The sequence below is a fragment of the Sphingobacterium sp. MYb388 genome (genome assembly GCF_037479535.1).
Lineage (GTDB): Bacteria > Bacteroidota > Bacteroidia > Sphingobacteriales > Sphingobacteriaceae > Sphingobacterium > Sphingobacterium anhuiense.
Genome location: NZ_JBBGYV010000013.1, coordinates 1 through 20,447 on the forward strand (window position 1 = coordinate 1; position 20,447 = coordinate 20,447).

General features: G+C 33.6%; 20 protein-coding genes. 12 read left to right on the forward strand and 8 right to left on the reverse strand.

The window, feature by feature from the left end; translation table 11 throughout:
* From WH188_RS24935 to WH188_RS24950, 4 genes are all read left to right on the forward strand, one after another.
* Nucleotides 1-244: DUF2089 family protein (locus WH188_RS24935; RefSeq protein WP_339424795.1), on the forward strand; the 244-nt coding region annotated here is incomplete at its 5' end.
* A gap of 1 nt (nucleotide 245) precedes the next feature.
* The gene (locus WH188_RS24940) at nucleotides 246-737 is read left to right on the forward strand and encodes a hypothetical protein (protein ID WP_168127887.1); all 492 of its coding nucleotides are present in this window, start codon (nucleotides 246-248) and stop codon (nucleotides 735-737) included.
* Between the two features lie 568 nt (nucleotides 738-1,305).
* Complete coding sequence (locus tag WH188_RS24945; RefSeq protein ID WP_168127886.1) at nucleotides 1,306-2,667, forward strand: alpha/beta hydrolase family protein; 1,362 nt, start codon at nucleotides 1,306-1,308, stop codon at nucleotides 2,665-2,667.
* A 239-nt stretch (nucleotides 2,668-2,906) separates the two neighbouring features.
* On the forward strand, nucleotides 2,907-5,114 hold the full coding sequence (locus WH188_RS24950; protein ID WP_168127885.1) for a glycoside hydrolase family 2 protein: 2,208 nt from the start codon (nucleotides 2,907-2,909) through the stop codon (nucleotides 5,112-5,114).
* A gap of 73 nt (nucleotides 5,115-5,187) precedes the next feature.
* On the opposite strand, the gene WH188_RS24955 is transcribed toward WH188_RS24950, so the two are convergent.
* The 3 genes from WH188_RS24955 to WH188_RS24965 all read right to left on the reverse strand — a co-directional run bounded on the left by WH188_RS24955 (nucleotide 5,188) and on the right by WH188_RS24965 (nucleotide 7,232).
* Nucleotides 5,188-5,895, reverse strand: coding sequence for an SDR family NAD(P)-dependent oxidoreductase (locus WH188_RS24955; RefSeq protein ID WP_021191904.1), 708 nt, complete (start codon nucleotides 5,893-5,895; stop codon nucleotides 5,188-5,190).
* Nucleotides 5,896-5,905: 10 nt separating this feature from the next.
* A complete protein-coding gene (locus tag WH188_RS24960; protein ID WP_168127884.1) occupies nucleotides 5,906-6,817 on the reverse strand; it encodes a lysylphosphatidylglycerol synthase transmembrane domain-containing protein in 912 nt (303 codons plus the stop codon).
* An 82-nt stretch (nucleotides 6,818-6,899) separates the two neighbouring features.
* On the reverse strand, nucleotides 6,900-7,232 hold the full coding sequence (locus WH188_RS24965; RefSeq protein WP_084825409.1) for a hypothetical protein: 333 nt from the start codon (nucleotides 7,230-7,232) through the stop codon (nucleotides 6,900-6,902).
* A gap of 56 nt (nucleotides 7,233-7,288) precedes the next feature.
* Between WH188_RS24965 and WH188_RS24970 the strand changes: the two genes are divergently transcribed.
* The 3 genes from WH188_RS24970 to WH188_RS24980 all read left to right on the forward strand — a co-directional run bounded on the left by WH188_RS24970 (nucleotide 7,289) and on the right by WH188_RS24980 (nucleotide 9,514).
* On the forward strand, nucleotides 7,289-7,840 hold the full coding sequence (locus WH188_RS24970; RefSeq protein ID WP_168127883.1) for a lipocalin family protein: 552 nt from the start codon (nucleotides 7,289-7,291) through the stop codon (nucleotides 7,838-7,840).
* A 98-nt stretch (nucleotides 7,841-7,938) separates the two neighbouring features.
* On the forward strand, nucleotides 7,939-8,424 hold the full coding sequence (locus tag WH188_RS24975) for a hypothetical protein (protein WP_168127882.1): 486 nt from the start codon (nucleotides 7,939-7,941) through the stop codon (nucleotides 8,422-8,424).
* A gap of 163 nt (nucleotides 8,425-8,587) precedes the next feature.
* A complete protein-coding gene (locus WH188_RS24980) occupies nucleotides 8,588-9,514 on the forward strand; it encodes a hypothetical protein (protein WP_168127881.1) in 927 nt (308 codons plus the stop codon).
* Between the two features lie 129 nt (nucleotides 9,515-9,643).
* On the opposite strand, the gene WH188_RS24985 is transcribed toward WH188_RS24980, so the two are convergent.
* The 5 genes from WH188_RS24985 to WH188_RS25005 form a co-directional block, all read right to left on the reverse strand.
* Nucleotides 9,644-13,387: a HAMP domain-containing sensor histidine kinase gene (locus WH188_RS24985; RefSeq protein WP_317166842.1), complete on the reverse strand. Its 3,744-nt coding sequence runs from the start codon at nucleotides 13,385-13,387 to the stop codon at nucleotides 9,644-9,646.
* A gap of 93 nt (nucleotides 13,388-13,480) precedes the next feature.
* Complete coding sequence (locus WH188_RS24990; RefSeq protein WP_339424796.1) at nucleotides 13,481-14,254, reverse strand: succinate dehydrogenase/fumarate reductase iron-sulfur subunit; 774 nt, start codon at nucleotides 14,252-14,254, stop codon at nucleotides 13,481-13,483.
* Nucleotides 14,255-14,305: 51 nt separating this feature from the next.
* Complete coding sequence (locus WH188_RS24995; protein WP_168127880.1) at nucleotides 14,306-16,240, reverse strand: fumarate reductase/succinate dehydrogenase flavoprotein subunit; 1,935 nt, start codon at nucleotides 16,238-16,240, stop codon at nucleotides 14,306-14,308.
* Between the two features lie 53 nt (nucleotides 16,241-16,293).
* Nucleotides 16,294-17,064, reverse strand: coding sequence for a succinate dehydrogenase cytochrome b subunit (locus WH188_RS25000; RefSeq protein WP_021191914.1), 771 nt, complete (start codon nucleotides 17,062-17,064; stop codon nucleotides 16,294-16,296).
* A 161-nt stretch (nucleotides 17,065-17,225) separates the two neighbouring features.
* A complete protein-coding gene (locus WH188_RS25005) occupies nucleotides 17,226-17,819 on the reverse strand; it encodes a porin family protein (RefSeq protein WP_132843600.1) in 594 nt (197 codons plus the stop codon).
* Nucleotides 17,820-17,902: 83 nt separating this feature from the next.
* On the opposite strand from WH188_RS25005, the gene WH188_RS25010 reads away from it, so the two are divergent.
* The 5 genes from WH188_RS25010 (at nucleotide 17,903) to msrA (ending at nucleotide 20,370) form a co-directional block, all read left to right on the forward strand.
* Nucleotides 17,903-18,118, forward strand: coding sequence for a hypothetical protein (locus WH188_RS25010; protein WP_168127879.1), 216 nt, complete (start codon nucleotides 17,903-17,905; stop codon nucleotides 18,116-18,118).
* Nucleotides 18,118-18,456, forward strand: a complete 339-nt coding sequence (locus WH188_RS25015; protein WP_168127878.1) for a tRNA-binding protein — start codon at nucleotides 18,118-18,120, stop codon at nucleotides 18,454-18,456. The genes WH188_RS25010 and WH188_RS25015 overlap by 1 nt, the downstream gene beginning before the upstream one ends.
* A 1-nt stretch (nucleotide 18,457) precedes the next feature.
* Nucleotides 18,458-18,925, forward strand: a complete 468-nt coding sequence (locus WH188_RS25020; RefSeq protein WP_168127877.1) for a nucleoside deaminase — start codon at nucleotides 18,458-18,460, stop codon at nucleotides 18,923-18,925.
* A gap of 100 nt (nucleotides 18,926-19,025) precedes the next feature.
* Entirely contained in the window at nucleotides 19,026-19,634 is a 609-nt protein-coding gene (locus WH188_RS25025) for a superoxide dismutase (RefSeq protein ID WP_339424797.1), read from the forward strand.
* 76 nt (nucleotides 19,635-19,710) lie between these two features.
* A complete protein-coding gene (gene msrA, locus WH188_RS25030; RefSeq protein ID WP_237682848.1) occupies nucleotides 19,711-20,370 on the forward strand; it encodes a peptide-methionine (S)-S-oxide reductase MsrA in 660 nt (219 codons plus the stop codon).
* The last annotated feature ends 77 nt before the right edge of the window (nucleotides 20,371-20,447 follow it).

Genomic DNA, 20,447 nt, shown 5'->3' on the forward strand with positions numbered 1-20,447 from the left:
TGATACAAAATTAGATGTCAGTAAATTAACTTGTTCTTCATGCAATACTGAGGTTAGCGGTAAATTTATGTTGCCAATTTGGACGCAATTAACTCTTGAGGAACAGGATTTTGTACTTGAGTTTTTATTAAAATCAGGAAGTCTGAAAGAGATGGCAAATCAATTAGGCAAGAGTTATCCTACCGTAAGAAATAAGTTAGATGATCTTATTGATAAGTTGTTGGGTTTAAAAAATAATGATTAGTATGGTTTTTAAAGAGAAACAGTCTTTTTGGAGTTGGTGGATGGTGATTTTGATCGTCTTTTTATTATTATCGACTTTAAATTATGAATGGAATGATATAAAAGATGGTAATTTCAAAGAATTAAGTGTAAATCCTGGGTTTTGGATTATTGCTGCTATTATTATTATATTTTCGTTCATTAAATTAAAAACAACAATAAACTCTCAAGGAATTATGATTCACTTCTTTCCCTTTCTATTGAAAAGTAAATTTATTCCTTGGTCAGAAGTAGCACAGGTTTCTGTAAAGGATTATAATCCTATATACGACTATGGAGGTTGGGGGTATCGCATTGGAAGAAAAGGTAAAGCCTATAATACCAAAGGATCACATGGGTTGGAATTGATCTTTAAAAGCGGGTCTAGACTTTTGATAGGTACCCAAAAGAAATGCGAACTCAATACGATCATTTCTAAGGTTAATCAAGAAATTTTAAATAAGGACTATGAATAAAATACTTTTAAATCCATTTGATAATCTTTCGGAGACAAAACTCTTATCTATTGGTCTTATTTCGTTTATAATCGGTGCTTTTGTAGCTTGTTTTTAGGAGATTCCTTTCCTGGGATGATGAGTTTTAAATCCAACAAGGCTAGCTTTTTACAATTATTATATCACAATATCTTAACAACATCTTTATTATCAATCATTATATTTCTAGTTTGAAAAATATTGAATTCGAGTCTGAGATTTATAGATATGCTAATAACCGTATTGGTTGCAAGGTCTGTCATTTATTGTATGGCTTTATTAAATACAACTAAATGGCTAAACCCGATAGTAGATTTAATTTCCAGAATGTAGTAAATCCACTGGGTAACCAAAATGTTGATAAAGCAGATTGAATTATCCCTTTTTTGGTGTTATTCTCAGCCTTTGCTTGCTGATCTATTTCTTCTATTTACTTATTTAAAGGATTTCCTACTGTTATAAATAGAAAAAAATTATAATGGCTTGATTTTGGTACTTGTTGTAATGTTAATGGAAGCTTTATCTTCTTTATTCTCTTTTATTACATATAATGATTAAAAAAATAGTTGGTACATTTCTCCTGTTGTTTATAACAATAACTGCTTTTTCCCAAACTTTCGTAGGGGACTGGAAAGGTAATTTGCAAGTAGGACATTCCAGTTTGGTTTTTATAATTCATTTATCTCAGGAAAATGGTGTATGGAAGGCAACAGCGGATAGTCCAGATCAGGGAGCCTTTGGCATTCCCGCGAAGGCAAACGTTAATGGTAACGGAATCGAAGTACTGATTGAAGGAGGAATTAGTTATATCGGGAAAATGGAACGGGATGATTTAATAGGTGGTGAGTTTCAACAAGGGACATTTCGAGCCAAGTTAGATCTTATGAAAATAAAGGTAACCCCTAATAATATCAAGACAATAAGATCTCAACGTGTTTTTCCTCCTTATTCATACGATACAGTAGATGTCAATTTTAGAAATAAATATGATGATGTCCTATTAAGTGGCACCTTAACCACACCTAGACAAAAAGGTAAATTCCCTGCAGTAGTTTTAGTGACAGGAAGCGGTCCCCAGGATCGCAATGAAACATTAATGGGACATGAACCTTTTCGAATATTATCAGATTTTTTAACAAAAAATAATATTGTTGTTCTTCGCTACGACGATCGGGGGGTCGGACTTTCAAAAGGAAGTTTTATAAATGCCTCAATTGAGAATTTCAGTAAAGACGCAATGGCAGCAATAGATTTTCTAAAAGAAAGACCAAATGTAGATCCCGGCAAAATTGGTATTATCGGGCATAGTGAGGGTGGTTTAATCGCAGAATTGTTGGCTGGACAAAAATTTCCGGCGCTTTCTTTTATTGTTTCTTTGGCAGGTCCAGCCATTCCTATCGACTCTCTAATGGTATCACAGCTATATCGCATTGGTAAAGTAGCAGGCATGTCAGAACTAGCATTATCACATGCCAAAGAGATTAATAAAAGGAATTTTGAGGTTGTTAAAAGTAATAGGCCGCATATGGAGGCTATGGCAATGATTCTTGATAATATGAAAATAGATCCAGCAAAATTGAATTCATCGAGTAAATTGGAATTAGAGACACTCTTGTTGCCATCTTATAGATATTTCATGCGGATTGATCCCATTCCTTTTATTAAAAAAATTACAGTGCCGGTTTATGCCGCATTTGGGAGTTTAGATGTTCAGGTTCCTGCTGACCAAAATCTAAAAAGTTTAAAGAATAATCTACCATATAATCCAAAAACAGTTCTAAAGAAATATGAAGGATTGAATCACTTATTTCAAAAATCGACAACTGGGGCTGTTTCAGAGTATGAGCATATTAGTGAAACCATGAATAGTGAAGTCTTGAATGATGTAGTTAAATGGATAAAAAGCTTATAATAGTAACCTGTAGTTAGTATTATTTAAGTGACATCATCTCTATTTTAGTAAAAGTACGATAACGTTGTAAATTGGTTTTCTGTGATGCTACAGCATTTTTTTGCTCAATATTAACTTCTATGTAGTTTTCTAGTAAAGTCAATTCTTCTTTGTAATACAATTAGGTTTATATCTTTGTTTTACACTCCATCATCGTGTTTATGATGGATACTATTGAACAAAACCTTTATTTTATTATTATGAATTTCAAGGCAATCGTCACCTTATTTTTCTTAACAATTTTAACCTCAGTTTCCTTTTCTAGAGAAGTTATTTCTTTCAATCAAGATTGGGCTTTCAAAAAGGGCCCCTTTACTACAGATCTCTTACAGTATGGGAATGTTTTTTCTGGAACATGGCAATCTATAGCTGTTCCCCATACATGGAACTCAAAAGATATGCAAGTACGTAATGATCGATTTACATCTAATGAAAAATTTTATGTAGGAGATGCCTATTATCGTAAAACTTTTATTCCCGAATCTTCTTGGAATGGTAAGCGCATTTTTGTAAAATTTGAAGGTGTAAATACAAACACAGAAGTTTACATTAATAATTCACCGTTGCCTGCGAAGAAGGAAAAGGGAAATGTAGTTTATGATGCGTCAGCTATAAATGGTAATTATCAGATTGTGGGAAGACATCAAGGGGGCTATTCGGCATTCGTGTTGGAATTGACTAATATGTTGAAATTTGGAGTTGAAAATGAGATTCTTGTAAAAGTTAACAATGAAGCAACTCCACAAGTAATACCAGTCAATCATACGCTATTCCCTATGTATGGTGGTATTTATCGTCCGGTTGAACTTATTGTGACGGATAAGATTAATATTGCAGTATCCGATTATGCTTCTTCAGGAGTATATATAAGTCAAAAGGACGTTAATAAAAAAAGTGCATCAATAAATTTAAAAGTGAAACTTGAAAATAAAAATCATGACGCAAGAGATTTACAGGTGGTGTCAACGATTTTTGAACAAAACGGCGCTGTGAAAGCCAAGAATATAAAAAAATATCGTTTACTTCCGCAGGGTAGACAAGAAGTAATGCAAGACTTTAATTTAACAAATCCACATTTATGGCAAGGTCTGGAGGACCCATATCTATATAAAGTAGTTACACAGCTTGTTGATGGAAATACTGTACTAGATGAAGTGATTCAGCCTCTAGGTTTACGAAAATTTGAATTAAGAACAGGAGAGGGATTCTTTTTGAATGATATTAAGTATCCAATGTATGGAGTAACAAGACATCAGGATCGATGGGGAAAGGGCTCCGCTTTATCAAATGCTGATCATGATGAAGATTTGGCTATCATCAAGGAAATTGGAGCAACTACGATTCGATTAGCTCATTATCAACAATCTGCATACTTCTATGAAAAATGCGATAGTATTGGATTTATTGTTTGGGCAGAAATCCCATTTGTTAATCGTGTAACGACCTTAGAGGAAGCAAATGCAAAACAGCAATTGACAGAACTTATAAGACAAAACTATAATCATCCTTCTATTTATACATGGGGTCTCCATAATGAGGTTTATACGCCTAATGCGTACACAATCGAGTTAACGACAAAATTAAATGATTTAGCTAAGACCGAAGATCCATATCGCTATACGGTGCAAGTGAGCGGCTATAATGTCATCAACCATGCTGTAAATAATAATGCAGATATACAGGGAATCAATCATTATTTCGGATGGTATAATGGCGTTATTCGTGATGTTGATAAGTGGGCAGATCAAATCTCAAAAGATTTTAAAGATTATAAAATTATTTTTTCAGAGTATGGAGCCGAGGCTAATCCTAGTCATCAACAAGAGGTTGTTGGAGATGTAGGTAATCAATGGGTGAATCCAGCATTTTTTCCTGAAGAATTTTCAACAAAGTTCCATGAAATACATTGGGGAACGATAAAAAGACATCCGATCTTTTTGGCCTCTTATCTTTGGAATACATTTGACTTTGCTACTCCGATTACAGCACTCAATGTTGAACCAAGGAATTACAAAGGATTGGTTACGTTTGATAGAAAACTCAAGAAAGATCCTTTTTATTGGTATAAAGCTAACTGGAGTAAAGAACCTGTATTATATCTGACACAAAGACGTGTTATTGAGAGAGTAAACGAGATTACTCCGGTGACAGTTTATTCTAATTTAGGAACACCTACTTTGTTGGTCAATGGTGTTGAGGAAAAGAACTTTGTTATCGGAGAAACTGATGTCCATTATATTTTTCAAAATGTTAAATTGAAAGAAGGAGATAATATTATCCAGGTAAAAGCATCAAGTAAAGGTCAACAATTTGAAGATAAGATTACTTGGCATTACTTGAAAGATAACCCAAAGGCAATCAGTAAAGATGGACCGAAATCCAATAAAAATGAACATATTGGTTTATAAAAAAGCATCTTTGTGCAATGCCCCCGAAAAGTTTAACACTTTCTGGGGGCACGCTACTTTTGAGACTTTTTTATTAAGGAGTTGTTAATGCTACAGGTAGAATTTTACCATTATAATATTGATGTCCATTTTGGGCAAATTCTGCAATATATCTTCCCATCTCAAAAGCGAGTTTACCAGCTTCTATTCCTGGAAAAGCTGCTTCAAACATTTCAGTTTGTGCAGATCCAAGAGCAAGACAATTTACGCGGATACCTTTACCCTTAAATTCTTCAGCCAAGCACTCTGTTAATACTGCCAACGCTGCTTTACTAGAAGAATAAGCCGCTAAGCCACTAAACTTGGAAGAGCCTTGAAAACCGCCCATACTTCCTATATTGAGAATATGAGATCCTTCGGGCATTAAAGGGACGATATGTTGAATCATATTAGCATGTGCCAATACATTGGTTTGAAACATCGATGCAATTTCTTCCAATGAACTATCCATAAAAGGTTTATTGATAAGCACCCCTGCATTATTGATCAGGATATCTACCTGTTCAAATTTTGATTTGATAAATGGTAATAAGGTTTGATAATCATCATAAACAATATCAAACTGAGCTGGATATAAATTACCCCCGTCGAAATTCAAATCCTTAGCAATTTCGTGAAGGCGCTTTAGTTTATCTGCAGATCGAGCAAGTGCGATAACATTATTTTCTTTTTTTGCCGTGAGATCCAATACAGCTTCAAACCCAATTCCACTGCTTGCTCCTGTTATTATAATATTTGCCATGTTTATTTATTTAATCTTCCGTCTGAGATTCTTCTATTTCTTTAACAGATGGTAATTTTTCGGTCCCTAAAGCAGAGGGATGAAATATGTAGTACGAACCAGTAAAGGCCATGAATGCCGATATAATATAAAATAGTAGACTAATCAAGACAGCTAAATGTGAATCAAGGTGAAAAAAATTAGCTCCCCACATATAAACTAGCTCTCGCATACCCAATCCTCCAACGGAAAATGGAATTATTGCCACTAATGAAGAAGCGAGAAAGAGAAAGAGATAAGGAGAAAATTTTCCATCAAAGCCTAGGGCGTATAATATCATAATAGCAGCAATTACTTGCATTGACTGTACACCTATTGCTTTTAGATGTGTTTTGATGAAATTTGCCTTAAAATCATTGAAAAATTTGCCTACCAAAAAATAATAAAGCGTTGTACCCAAGATAAATCCTAAAATTGTTAAGTAATTAGGAATTCCAAGTTGAGGCATAAAAATGATTAATGCCGCAATTATTAAACATAACGCCCACAGACCACTTAATCGGTCAAAGAATAATGCTCCAAGTAACTTTCGACCTTTAATACTATACTTTTTTCGAAGAAAATATATTTTATATCCATCACCTCCAACACCTCCAGGCAAGAAAAGATTATAAAACAAGCCAAGTTGATAAAGTTTAAAATTATATCTCTCAGAAACATGAAGTCCGATTGCAGTTAAGAAGCTAAGTAAGCGAGATGATGATATTAGTATTGAGATGGCATATGCTAAAAATGCGAATAAAAGGAACAGCGGATTTGATTTTAATAGAGCATCTTTTAGATCTTGGATAGAAACCTTACTAAATACCCAATAAAGAGCAGCAACAGTAACAACTACTTTCAGTATATTCTTAACAATTTTCCAAATTAGTTTTTTATTCATTAGATATTTAAGTCTATGTTTTGACTTTATTCATTAATTCTCAAAGATATTAATTTGATTAATGATATTGTATTTATTTGGATTATGCTATTAGGGGATATATACGGGAGTATAATAGAATTAAGTAGATCAATAGGAAAATCGTGCATAATGAGAATTGCCAATTAATATCGACTCTTAAATATTTGTTTTTTAACATGACAATCAGTAAAACTACAAAAATGATAAAGAGCAATGCAGGAGCAACTACTGCCATTTCATTTGGAAATGCAACGTGTTTAGCATCTAAATTAGACTGGGTTCCCTTATTCGATAGTATAGGAACAGAAGCTAGTGCTAAAAGTAAAACGAAAAGACGCAATAGTGATTTTGCTACAATCTTACTAATGGTATGATTTTTGGATGTCTCAATCATGATTTGTTGTTATATTTACAGCAAAAATACAATAAGTAACTATAAAATTAATGAATATGAATCGAGTTCTTTTATCTATCACAACTCTCATGTTGAGTTTGTTTCTTTTTTCGGCTTGTAGCATGCAACCAAAAGGAACAGCATCTAGTTCTTCATCTACTGCGATGTCTACAGGGCCTAGTGCCTCTGACTGGAAAGGAGCTGTAAAAGGAACTTGGGTTTTAAACACTATTGATCGCGAGAATTTACCCGCATCTTATACCATTAAAAGTGTATTTGAAGAAGCACCTGCTGAATGCTTTATCGGAAGTACTTGGACATTGCCTGGTAATGGTAAAGGAAACATCTCATTTTCAGCAGACGGTAAATTATGTGCCCCTGGTGCTTCCAGAGATATTATATGGTCTATATTCAATCCAGGAAAGAATAACGGACAACCACAGTTTCAGTTTAAAAAGATTTATGCGGGCGATAAAGCTAAAAATGTTACTACAGGCTACCGTTTAGATTTATCATACTCAGACGCTAGTAAATTAGTTATGCGTATGCCGGTAACCATTACAAATGGCGAAGCATATTTAGTATTCACTTTTTCAAGAGTAAATTAAGATATCCTTTTTGAAGATAGATAAAGCTATAGGAAACTATAGCTTTACTTGTTTAAAATTTTTTATTTAACAAATTTTCTAATTTTAGAAACAGTACTTTGATCGAAAAAAATATTGTACAAAAAATTATAAGGGAGGTGGTTCTTATCGCTCTTGGTCTAGAAAATAGAATATATATCAAGGACTTATCTGCTCATTTATATTGGATGGAAAAATCTCAATTTAATTTTGGGGAGGAATATATAGCCAAAGATATTACCATACGTGATTTGATAAGAATGAGCTTTGCCGAATTGGGGGTAGAAATAGAATTCTGTGGAAGAGGAGAATTAGAGAAGGGTGTAATTATTGATATTGATGAGGAACGATTGGACCTGTTGAAGATAGACAAAGAATATATAAAATTTGGACAAACTGTCGTTAAAATTGAAGATCGATCCTCTGTTTCAATTGATGTGAATCGAACAATAGAAAAACATTTAGTACAGCAATATATTGGTCATTTCGAAACAGAGATTCATTTTGATAACCTTATTAAGGAAGTGATTATGAGTAATTTAATGATTGTGAAAAAACAGTCCTAATTAAGCTTTGAGACGCTTTAACCTTGAAATGTTCAAAAGCAGTCCTTAAGACTTAAGATATTATTTTTTTAATATTGTTAAAATTTAAATTTGGAATAATATTTGTTGTACACATGTATCTACTATGACTTAATAAGTCAAATATAAATGGAATTCAAGGGTAATGGAAACTGAATTAGTAAAAGGTAATAAGCAGGAAGAGATTAAGAAAAATACATCAAAAGTTTATTTTTTTATCATAGCAATCGCGGCGCTTGTTGTCACAAATGTTTATTTTTATGTTAAATTTAAGTCTTCAGGAGAGAAGGTGTATGCACTAACGGTTGAAAAAGAGAACCTTGAAGTGGAGATCGATCGTATTGAAGCAGAGCTCGATAAAATGAAAATTGAAAATATTCAATTATCTCCTCCTTTAATCGAGAAAGAACAAAATGCAAGAAAAAAAATCATAGATTTACGAACTAAATTAGCACAGAAACAATTGTCACAGAGTGATATTGATCATGCTCAGTCGACAATTACTTCGTTGAAAAGTGAAGTTGCATATTTTAGTTTGGATGTTAATAGACTTATTCAGGAAAATAAAATTCTAGCGGAGAAGAATAGCTTATTACAAAAAGAAGTCTCAGCTTCCTCCACTAAGATTAGTAATTTGGAAAGCTCAAATACAAATTTAGCTTCAAAGGTAAATGTCGCTGCAGCTATCAAAGTTTCTAATATTGCGGTTTATGGACTACAGGAAAAAAGAAACGATAAAGTTGAAGTAGAGGAAAGGGCAAAGAGAGTTGATAAATTAAGTATAAATTTTAATATTGCAGATAATACCCTTGCAAAAGTGGGGAAAAAGGATATTTTTGTACGTATTATTGATCCGCAAGGTAATCTTATTATCAATCAGGATGACAATACTTTTTATGCACATAGTGAAAAACTTCAATATACTTTTAAAAGCACAATAGAGTTTACCAATCATGGTGAAGAATATTCATTATATTGGAAAGATGATAAGAAGTTCACTAAGGGAGCTTATACTGTTCTTTTGTATGCCGACAATGCTATCATGGGAAGATCAACGGTTGTATTGAAATAGTACTATATACGTTATTTATTACGAGTCATACGGTAAAAAAATAAGGAGTTCAATTTGAACTCCTTATTTTTTTCCACGCATTTCGTATATTGGTCATCTAAATTCCGCCCTATGATGACGAATATTTTGCTATGAACCTCTGTATTTCGGTACAGTAATTTGAAATGTCGTTCCCTGATCCTCTATAGAATCGAATTTTACAGTTCCACCCATGGCTTCAATTGTTTTCTTAACAAAAACTAACCCAAGTCCCGTTCCGGAGCTTTTAGTCGTAAAGTTAATTTCAAAGATTTTTGCCCGCATTTCTTGTGGAATACCTAGTCCGTTATCCTTTATTTTAATAATGTATGTATCATGTTCTCCATTTGAAATGCTGATATCAATTTTTATTTTCCTTTTTCCAAAACCTGCTTCAATAGCATTTTTCAGTAAGTTATTAAACGTTCTTAATAATTGATCCCGGTCAGCTTCTACAAATATAGGAGCCTGATTTGTTTGATTCATTAATTGAATCTGAGCATGCGGATTTTGACTATATACTGCAATTGATTTATTAATTTTTTCCACCAAATTGACCTTTTCATATTTAGTATCTGGCAATTTTGCAAAGGCTGAGAATTCTTTAGCTATATGGGTTAAACTATTGATTTGTTCAATAAAAGATGCGGTGATACGTTTAAAACGCTCCTCAAATTTTGCATCGTTATCATAATAAGATTTTGTCAATTGTTGGATCCCAAGTTTCATTGGTGTCAGTGGATTTTTGATCTCATGAGCAACTTGCTGTGCCATTTCTCGCCAGGTAGACTCCCTTTCATTATCCTTTATTTTATTTGCATAGTCCTCAAGTTTTAATATCATTAAATTGTATTCTTTAATAAGACCCCCAATCTCATCATTGCGTTGCCAAAATAAAGGTTCATTTTGTTGTCCAAGATTTGTTTGGGCTATTTTTTTACTGATCAAATTTAAAGGTTCTGTGATTTTATTCGCAACAAAAGCAGCGTAAAAACCAAATCCAATTATTATTAGAGAATAGATATTAATTAATGTATTTAAAAGTAGATTTTTATTTAAGTTATCATCTTTCTGTGCATTAAAATTCGGTATACCCAGATACGCTATAGTAGCATAGTTTTCATCTCTAATAGTTGCATAACTGGATTCGTACTTAAAATCACCAACAACCTCCTCTTCAATAGTCTCTGATTTTTTAAGAAGGGAGAGTTTTCTAAATGCACTCGGGTTAATAAACGTTGATAAAATATTTAAATCATAAATCTTGGGTTGTGAACTGAATAATAGACGACCCGATTTTGAATAGAGTGAAAAATCTTTTGAAAGCGATTCTGATAATAATTTCAGATAATAGATCAGTCTTTCTTCTTTTTCTTCAGCAGTAGACGCTGTACTGACTATACTTTCAAGTCTTTTACTAATATCTGTTACAGTCTTTTCTCTTTCCAAAGTATTATTATACGAAAGTTGCATACTTATACTTACGAAAGATATAATTCCAGAGATCAAAATTGCCAGCACGATGGAAGATATAAACAATGTTTGTATTCTGGAACTGTATTGTATACTATTTACTAAAAAAAGGAAATGGTACTTTATGCTTCTGATTTTGAATGATTTATTCTTTAAAATTTTAAAGCCATATCTAACACTGGAAGAGATAGAAAAAAAGATAAAAATAACCAGAAATAAAAATGATGCGGTAGCTAAATATTCCCATGGTGTCTCTTTTGGATAACTAACTAAAAAAGTAGTATAGTTATTAGGCCTGTACATGATATGAAAATAATCATCCCTACTATCCAAATTAATATATTCTCCCAATTTCTTCGGATAACCATTGTCATGACTTGGGTAGTTATATTTTCCATATTGGGTCACTAAATTCCCATCTTTAAACAATGCGATGGAACTATTATTAAATGACTGTGCCTCCATTTTATTTAATCTGGAATCAACTAGTATGTCCGGATAAGGCAGGCTGTAATTGAATGATCTATTCTTTAGATTAAGGTATAGTGAGACAGTGTTTTGTTTATCAATTTGAATATTGATAATAGAAAAATACTCATGAGTTCCCAGTTCGCTGTTTAATCTGTAGAAATTATTACTAATCTTTAACGAGTTTTTAATAACTTTTTCTCTGTACTCATCTACTTTATTGTTTTTGTAAGGAGCAAGTTCCTTATTGTTATTGTAGTAAAATCCCAAAAATTCATATCTAGAAAGATACCCACTAAGATATTTTTTTTCAATGTATTCACTTATGGTTTGTGTACTGGTGTTTGGTAAACTTATTTTAAATAAATGTTTGAGTTGCTCGTCATTTAAAATATCTTTTTCAATTTCAGTATATAATGAAATAGCATTAATGTCATCTTCTGCTTCTAAATTGCTGATAAAAAGCTTCATGTTCTCCAGTTTTTTCATTTTGAAGAAATGTCCATGGTAAATGGAAAAGATTGTAGATAAAAGAATGATAACGATGATATGTGTAGCTAGTCTGAACTTCTTTTTTAGAAACGAATTGAATGATCTTATTAATATTATAAGTGCTAGTAGGATATTAACGAGCCCATTATTTTCACTTAATGAAGTCCCTATCAAAATAAATAAGATGAGACAACTCAAGTGTATATTAATTAATACCGTATCTGATATCTGTAATTTTTTTATATTAGAAATAACCAGATCGATATATAATATTAATGTGACGAGACTTACGCACATAATAAAAAGGTCGATCCATGTAAATATATTTAGCTCAACAAGTTTTGTGAAGTCTACCACAGTTGTAGTGGAGTGTGTAATGAGTGTACCTAAAGTTCTGTAAAGAATAGTAAAGAAGAAATAGACACTTAGGATGGAAAGAACTGCAAAGATTATTTTTGAGCCTTTCTTTTTCAGATACTTCTCAATTGAAAATGAGTCTTTGATATTATATAGAAATAATATGAAAAGAAATATGAAAAAGACTGTAATAAGTAGTCCCCAGATATTTGGAAAAAGGTAGTTATAGGCATAATTTTTAGGATTAAATATGCCCAAATTAGCATGGATATTCAACCAATTAGAATTAAGGTCTAGATAACGTAAAACAATTAATGCTGTAAGATAGAGTAAAATTCCAGGTATTATTTTTTCCTTATTTACGAGTAGTTTCGCGAGATTATGTATTAAAGTGATAAAACATGTTGCAGCGAGTATCCAGCAGAGTGTTTGAAGGATACTAAAAATATTTTGTACCTGACCAGATTTTAGTTTAATAGAAAATAAGTAAGTTTTGTCTTTGCTGTAAATATTTTTGATGCTTACATTATCATCATAATCAGCAATTTCGATGTTTGTACTCTTTGTTATTAAAGGCGAAAATGCTTTAGTGAAATATTCGTTATTAATGTTGAAATACTTTTTAACCATAACATAGGCTAAAACTGTCGTATTTCCGATCTCCTTTTTTTTAACAACAAATGAGCGATCATTAGTCGCGATATAGTTGACCGGATTTTTGAGTCCAGCATCAGTTAGGGGTACAAATAGGTTTGTACTCCAGAGTAGAAGTTCATGGTTTTTAAAAATAAAAAGTGCGATTCCCTCATCTTTATTATACTTTTCAAGTATATGATATGACTGCTCAGGATATTTTTCTGCATTTTTGAATGTTTTTAAAATAATTGGATCCGCAAATAATTCATCAATTACTTCTTCTTTTTCATGAATTTTAGATTCTAGATTGGCGGTTTCAAAATTTAAGATATCTTTACTAGTAATAGACTTTTGTAAAGTAATAGCAGTAACGATAAAGCTTAGCGTCAGCAGTATAAGTAAAATTCTTATTTTGGAGGATATCGGCACTATATTATCTATTTATTGAGATTGAATATATAAATATATAAAAAAAGTCCTTACAAAAAGATTGTAAGGACTTATCTATAAAGTGATATTCTTTTATCCGTGGATATCCTCTTCTCTAAAAAGCTTAGCACCTAGGTACTCGCGATTCATTCGAGCGATATTAGTCAATTTGATACCTTTAGGACATTCCGCTTCGCAAGCGCCAGTATTAGTACAGTTACCAAATCCTTCTGCATCCATTTGATCAACCATCGCCTGAACACGCTCATAACGTTCTGTTTGACCTTGAGGTAATAACGCGAATTGAGATATTTTAGCAGAAACAAAAAGCATTGCTGAAGCATTTTTACAAGCTGCAACACAAGCCCCACAACCGATACATGTCGCAGACTCGAAAGCCTCATCCGCAATACGTTTTGGAATCAAAATGTTATTTGCATCTTGTGCACCACCCGTATTTACGTTTGTATAACCACCCGCTTGTTGGATACGGTCAAATGATGTACGATCTACCGCTAAATCTTTTAAAACTGGAAAAGCAGCTGCTCTCCAAGGCTCAATAACAATTGTTTGTCCATCGTGGAATGAACGCATGTGTAATTGACAAGTAGTGATACCATATTTTGGTCCGTGTGGACGTCCGTTGATCACTAATGAACACATTCCGCAAATACCTTCGCGACAGTCATGATCAAAGTAAATAGGATCCTCTCCTTTGCGAGTCAATTCATCATTTACGATATCAAGCATTTCTAAGAATGACATATCATCGGCGATATCATTTGCTTGTACAGTTACGAATTGACCTTTAGATTTATCGTTTTTTTGACGCCAAACTTTTAGCGTTAAATTCATATGTGCACTCATAATAATAATATTGAGTCATCAATTGACTACTAATAAAGTAGTCAATTGATATTATTTATAACTTCTTTGTGTTAATTTAACGTTTTCGAAAACTAACTCTTCTTTATGAAGAACTTCTGGTTGATTTTCACCTTTGAATTCCCAAGCAGATACGTAAGTAAACTCTTCGTCAATACGTAAAGCTTCACCTTCTTCAGTTTGAGACTCTAAGCGGAAGTGACCACCACAAGATTCTCTGCGATTCAATGCATCATCAACCATTAATTCACCCAATTCGATGAAATCAGCAACACGGCCAGCTTTTTCAAGAGACATGTTTAACTCTTCATTTTCACCTAATACCTTGGCATTTGACCAGAATTCTTTTTTCAAGTTTTGGATCAATCCTTTAGCTTTAGTTAATCCTTCAGCTGTACGGGCCATACCACAGTATTCCCACATGATCAAACCTAACTCTTTATGAAGATCATCCACAGTTTTAGTACCATTCAACGCTAATAGCGCATTGATTCTAGTTTCAACCTCTTTACGAGTTTCTTCGAAAGCAGGATGATTTTTATCAATAGGGGCAAAAGAACCTAAGTTTGCTAAGTAATCTCCAACAGTATAAGGAATTACAAAGTAACCATCCGATAATCCTTGCATCAAAGCAGAAGCTCCTAAACGGTTTGCTCCGTGATCAGAGAAATTACATTCTCCTAACGCATATAATCCAGGGACAGTTGTCATTAAGTTATAATCAACCCATACACCACCCATAGTGTAGTGAACAGCAGGGTAGATACGCATAGGTTGTTTGTACGGGTTTTCGTCCGTAATCTGGTAATACATATCGAATAAGTTACCATATTTTTCACGTACAGTATCTTCTCCCAAACGACCGATTGCTTCTGCAAAATCTAAGAATACAGCAACACCTGTTTTACCAACACCACGGCCTTCATCCACTGCTTCTTTAGCATTACGAGAAGCCACATCACGAGGTACTAAGTTACCAAAAGATGGGTACTTACGCTCTAGGAAATAATCTCTATCTTCCTCTTTGATATCAACAGCTTTCAGTTCTCCTTTTTGAAGTTTTTGTGCCAATTCAACTGTTCTCGGAACCCATACACGACCATCATTACGCAATGATTCTGACATCAAAGTTAATTTTGATTGATGATCACCAGTAACAGGAATACAAGTTGGGTGAATTTGAGTATAACAAGGATTTGCAAATAAAGCACCACGTTTGTGAGCTCTCCAAGCAGCAGTTACATTACATCCCATTGCATTAGTCGAAAGGAAGAAAACGTTACCGTATCCACCAGTACACAATAATACAGCATGACCTTCATGTGATTCGATTTTACCCGTTACTAGGTCACGAGTGATGATACCGCGAGCTTGTCCATCAACTTTAACAAGGTCAAGCATTTCATGACGAGTGTATGATTTTACTTTACCTTTATGAATTTGACGGTTTAAAGCCGAGTATGCACCTAATAATAATTGTTGTCCTGTTTGACCACGCGCATAGAATGTACGTGATACCTGCGCACCACCGAATGAGCGGTTATCTAATAAACCACCATATTCGCGAGCAAAAGGAACACCTTGAGCCACACATTGATCGATGATGTTAGTCGATACTTCTGCTAAACGATAAACGTTTGCCTCACGAGCACGGTAATCACCACCTTTAATAGTATCATAAAATAAGCGGAAAACAGAGTCACCGTCATTTTGATAATCTTTTGCAGCATTAATACCACCTTGTGCCGCGATTGAGTGCGCACGACGAGGTGAATCTTGATAACAGAAAGTCTTTACATTGTAACCTAACTCTGCTAAAGAAGCAGCTGCAGAAGCTCCTGCCAATCCTGTCCCAACAACGATAATTGTAAATTTACGTTTGTTAGCAGGGTTAACCAGCTTCATTTCAAATTTATGTTTTGACCATTTTTGGGCCAATGGCCCCGCAGGTACTTTTGAATCTAACATATCTTATATTTTATTTATTAGATCGTGCCTTATAGCACCATCCTAAAATATTGTTAACGGAAATAGAAATATAATGGCATCGCTGCAAAAAGAATTGGAATAACTACTCCAAATACCCATACTCCAATAAATTGAACCAATCCAATGTATCTTTTGTGATTGAATCCAACTGTTTGGAAAGCAGATTGAAAACCGTGAATCAAGTGGAATGCTAAAGCAGCCATTGCAATTACGTATAATGCTACTAAAGCAACGTTTTTAAATGCAAAGTCTACCTGCTTATACAAGTCACGTGCTTTTACGATTTCAACGCCATTTTCAACAACGACTGAGTAATCATGAAAATCTGACGCTTGGATCTCTTGATGAGTCGTTACACCATTCGACAGATCGGTACGATATTCGATATAAGGTGTTTGATCATTATGGTATTTCCACCAAAAGTTTGACATGTGCGTCGCCAAGAATACTAAGATAACAGTACCTAAAATACCCATATTACGTGAGTTCCATTTGCTGTTTGCGCTTCCATCATAAGATGCATATCCAATAGGACGAGCAGCCTTATTTTTTAATGAAATCACGATTGCATAGATCACGTGAATAATCACCGAAGCATACAATAAATAAGACACAACCTTGATAGGTGTAAAATGCGTCATGAAATAGGCGTACTTGTTGAACGCTAAACCCGCGTCATCTTTAAATAACTGCAAGTTTCCAATCAAGTGAACAATTAGGAACGTACATAAGAAAAGTCCCGTTAAGCTCATGATTAGCTTCTTCCCGATTGAAGAACTTAAAACTGGCTTTGATTTACTCATTATTCTTTGTAATTTAATTTAATTAGGCAAATTTACTATTTGATATTAAATATGATACAATTTTGACAAGAAAAAGAAGTAATTTAGAACTATTCTAAACCGCTATTGAAAAAGGCTCGCTATTTTTGATAACGAGCCTTTTATAATTTGATTGAAAAGTACTATAAACTAAATAAACGATAGCCTAATCCTATACTCCACATGTTAATTTTTGGATTTGCTTGGCTACTGTTGTTGATTTTGCTTAGTCCCATTTCATAACGTAGATCAACACGAAGACTTGAAACATCAGCACCGACACCAAATGCCCAAGATGTACCATTCTTTTTGTAGCTATTTGGATCTAAACTAGGAATTATCTTATCTTGTTTATCATCTACTTTAAAAGAAAATATTGGTCCAGTTTGGATTCTTGCTCCAATTGGTCCTAAACCAAAACGTTTTCCTAATAATACTGGGATGTCTATTGTGGTTAATTTTACATCCGTTGTTTCTCCTCCTTCAGCTTTAATCGTAGTATTTTTGCCTGTAATGTAAATCTCCGGTTGCACATGAAAACCTAATACACCAACACGCCCATACAAACCTGCTTGATATCCTGCTTTGTTGTCTGAATTGAAATACTTACCATCACTTTTAAATTTAGAAAAGTTTAAGGCACCCTTTAAACCAATTTCTACTCCTGGTAACAATTGTGCATTTGCAGTAGCAACACTACCACAAATTAATAGTAATGCAGGTAAAATTTTCTTCATAACTTTTATTTTCTATATAAATTGTATCTTTAACTAAACTTTGAACAAGTTTCAAAAATAACAGCAAATTTTATACCTAAAAAATGATGGGACTTAAAATAACAACATTTGATTGGATTACAGCAAAAGAAAAAATAAAAAGAAAATATAATCATCTAAGTGATGAAGATTTAGTTTTCGAAGAAAATCAAGAAGAAAAATTGATTAACCATTTGATGGCAAAATTACACCGCAATCGAGAATATGTTTTATTTACACTGGCCAAGTCACTAAGTAGTATCGAAAGTAATCGTTTGTAATGGAAGAAATATCTTGGACTGATTTTGAAAAAGTGGATATGCGAGTGGGTACTATACTAAATGTGGCCGATTTTCCAAAAGCAAGAAAACCAGCTTATCAGTTAACGATTGATTTTGGTGATGAATTGGGAATAAAGCAAAGTAGTGCTCAGATCACAGTGCATTACAGTAAAGAAGAATTACTAGGTAAGCAAATTGTTGCTATTGTTAATTTCCCCAAGAAGCAGATCGCAAATTTTTTCTCGGAATGTTTAGTTACCGGTTTTGCTGATGACAACGGGGATATCATTTTAACAACTGTAGAAAAAAAAGTGCCTAATGGTGCAAAATTAATGTAAAATGCGGTATATCGATTTTGAAGGAACATCTGTAGACAATGCTGACGATTTTTTTATGCAGCAAGCATTGAAGGAAGCAAAATTAGCATTAGCCGCAGGGGAGGTGCCCATAGGGGCGGTAATTGTGCATAAAGGTAATATTATCGGTAGGGGGCACAATCTGACACAGCGTCTAAATGATGTAACAGCCCATGCCGAGATGCAAGCCTTTACGGCTGCTGCAAATCATTTGGGAGGTAAATATTTGGTCGACTGCACACTTTATGTGACTGTAGAACCATGCGTAATGTGTGCAGGTGCGGCTTATTGGACACATATCAGCCGAATTGTATATGGAGCTCAAGATGAAAAAAGAGGATATTCTCTATTTCATGATAAAATTTTACATCCCAAAACAATTGTAGAGCATGGTAAGTTGGGGGAAGAATGTGCTGAACTTGTTAAATCATTTTTTCGTCAAAAACGTTAAAAGCTTAGTGATTATTTAATCGCAAAACGAAACATAAAGGTATATTAAACGTTATATTTGCATAGAAACAATCTTTAAATAAACATAAAAAATAATAATTATGGCATTTGTATTAGAAGCGCTACCTTACGCGTCAGACGCATTAGAACCACATATTGATAAAGCTACTATGGAAATCCACCATGATAGACATCATCAAGCATATGTAGATAATTTAAATAAGGCAATTGCTGGAACAGAAGCTGAGAACTTATCTTTAGAAGATATCGTTAAAAATATCAGTAAATATCCTGCAGCAGTACGTAATAATGGTGGTGGTCACTATAACCACAAATTATTTTGGACAGTATTAGGTCCAAATGCTGGTGGTGAGCCAACTGGTGAATTGGCAACGGAAATCAATGAAACATTTGGTTCTTTTGCAGAATTGAAAACACAATTGCAAAATGCAGGAGCTACACGTTTTGGTTCTGGCTGGTCTTGGTTAATTGTAAATGCAGAAGGTAAATTACAAGTAACATCGACACCTAATCAAGATAATCCATTGATGGATGTGGCTGAAGTTAAAGGTACACCTATTTTAGGTATTGATGTTTGGGAACATGCATATTACTTAAAATTTCAAAATAAACGTCCTGCATATTTAGAAGAGATCTTCAATGTCATCAACTGGGATACAGTAGCGAAAAATTATGCTGCCGCTAAATAGTTTTTAATTTTAGTAGCGAAACAAAAGCGGTAGAATGATAACATTTTACCGCTTTTTTAATTTAAGGGTTATAGAGATGGTACATAAATATATCGCTATGCTTGTACTTTTGGTAACAAGCAATGCATTGTTATCCTGTCAATCTAATATTGCTAAAAAGGAACCGGAATCATTTGAACAGTTGCCAGATCATCAGAATGGTCTTGTAGATACGGCAACATTTGCAGCAGGTTGTTTTTGGTGTGTTGAAGCTCAATTTAAAACACTTGATGGTGTACAGCAAGTTATTTCAGGCTATGCTGGAGGAGAAACGAAGAATCCATCATATAGCCAAGTCAGTACAGGGAGTACAGGACATGCTGAAGTGATCAATGTTTTGTATGACCCCAAGAAAATATCATTCGATACCTTGTTAGAAGCTTTTTTTATCGCACATGATCCTACACAATTGAATAGGCAAGGTAATGATATCGGTACGCAATACCGCTCTGCAATTTTTGTTCATGATCAAGAACAATTAGAAAAAGTTAATTTTTATCTAAAAAAAATGAAAGAAGAACGGTTGTATGACCGTCCTATCGTGACAGAAATTAATCCATTTACTACTTTCTATAAAGCTGAAGATTATCATCAAAATTACTACGCTAATAATAAGGAAGATCGATATTGTCAATACGTGATTAAACCAAAATTGGAAAAGTTTAAACATATTTTTACCAGTACTGTTAAAGACTAATCCAATAATTGGAACACGGATTAAAATCTTGTAAATTTATGTTGAATTCTATGAATTCATTGAAATTCAGCTTTTTG

What these genes read in the sequence shown, in the direction of transcription:
- WH188_RS24990 (WP_339424796.1), bottom strand. Translation starts at nt 14,254, where the DNA reads ATGAGTGCACATATGAATTTAACGCTAAAAGTTTGGCGTCAAAAAAAC.
- WH188_RS25005 (WP_132843600.1), bottom strand. Translation starts at nt 17,819, where the DNA reads ATGAAGAAAATTTTACCTGCATTACTATTAATTTGTGGTAGTGTTGCT.
- WH188_RS25010 (WP_168127879.1), top strand. Translation starts at nt 17,903, where the DNA reads ATGATGGGACTTAAAATAACAACATTTGATTGGATTACAGCAAAAGAA.
- WH188_RS24955 (WP_021191904.1), bottom strand. Translation starts at nt 5,895, where the DNA reads ATGGCAAATATTATAATAACAGGAGCAAGCAGTGGAATTGGGTTTGAA.
- WH188_RS25025 (WP_339424797.1), top strand. Translation starts at nt 19,026, where the DNA reads ATGGCATTTGTATTAGAAGCGCTACCTTACGCGTCAGACGCATTAGAA.
- WH188_RS24950 (WP_168127885.1), top strand. Translation starts at nt 2,907, where the DNA reads ATGAATTTCAAGGCAATCGTCACCTTATTTTTCTTAACAATTTTAACC.
- WH188_RS24940 (WP_168127887.1), top strand. Translation starts at nt 246, where the DNA reads ATGGTTTTTAAAGAGAAACAGTCTTTTTGGAGTTGGTGGATGGTGATT.
- WH188_RS24945 (WP_168127886.1), top strand. Translation starts at nt 1,306, where the DNA reads ATGATTAAAAAAATAGTTGGTACATTTCTCCTGTTGTTTATAACAATA.
- WH188_RS25000 (WP_021191914.1), bottom strand. Translation starts at nt 17,064, where the DNA reads ATGAGTAAATCAAAGCCAGTTTTAAGTTCTTCAATCGGGAAGAAGCTA.
- WH188_RS24970 (WP_168127883.1), top strand. Translation starts at nt 7,289, where the DNA reads ATGAATCGAGTTCTTTTATCTATCACAACTCTCATGTTGAGTTTGTTT.
- msrA (WP_237682848.1), top strand. Translation starts at nt 19,711, where the DNA reads ATGGTACATAAATATATCGCTATGCTTGTACTTTTGGTAACAAGCAAT.
- WH188_RS24965 (WP_084825409.1), bottom strand. Translation starts at nt 7,232, where the DNA reads ATGATTGAGACATCCAAAAATCATACCATTAGTAAGATTGTAGCAAAA.
- WH188_RS25015 (WP_168127878.1), top strand. Translation starts at nt 18,118, where the DNA reads ATGGAAGAAATATCTTGGACTGATTTTGAAAAAGTGGATATGCGAGTG.
- WH188_RS24960 (WP_168127884.1), bottom strand. Translation starts at nt 6,817, where the DNA reads ATGAATAAAAAACTAATTTGGAAAATTGTTAAGAATATACTGAAAGTA.
- WH188_RS24995 (WP_168127880.1), bottom strand. Translation starts at nt 16,240, where the DNA reads ATGTTAGATTCAAAAGTACCTGCGGGGCCATTGGCCCAAAAATGGTCA.
- WH188_RS24980 (WP_168127881.1), top strand. Translation starts at nt 8,588, where the DNA reads ATGGAAACTGAATTAGTAAAAGGTAATAAGCAGGAAGAGATTAAGAAA.
- WH188_RS25020 (WP_168127877.1), top strand. Translation starts at nt 18,458, where the DNA reads ATGCGGTATATCGATTTTGAAGGAACATCTGTAGACAATGCTGACGAT.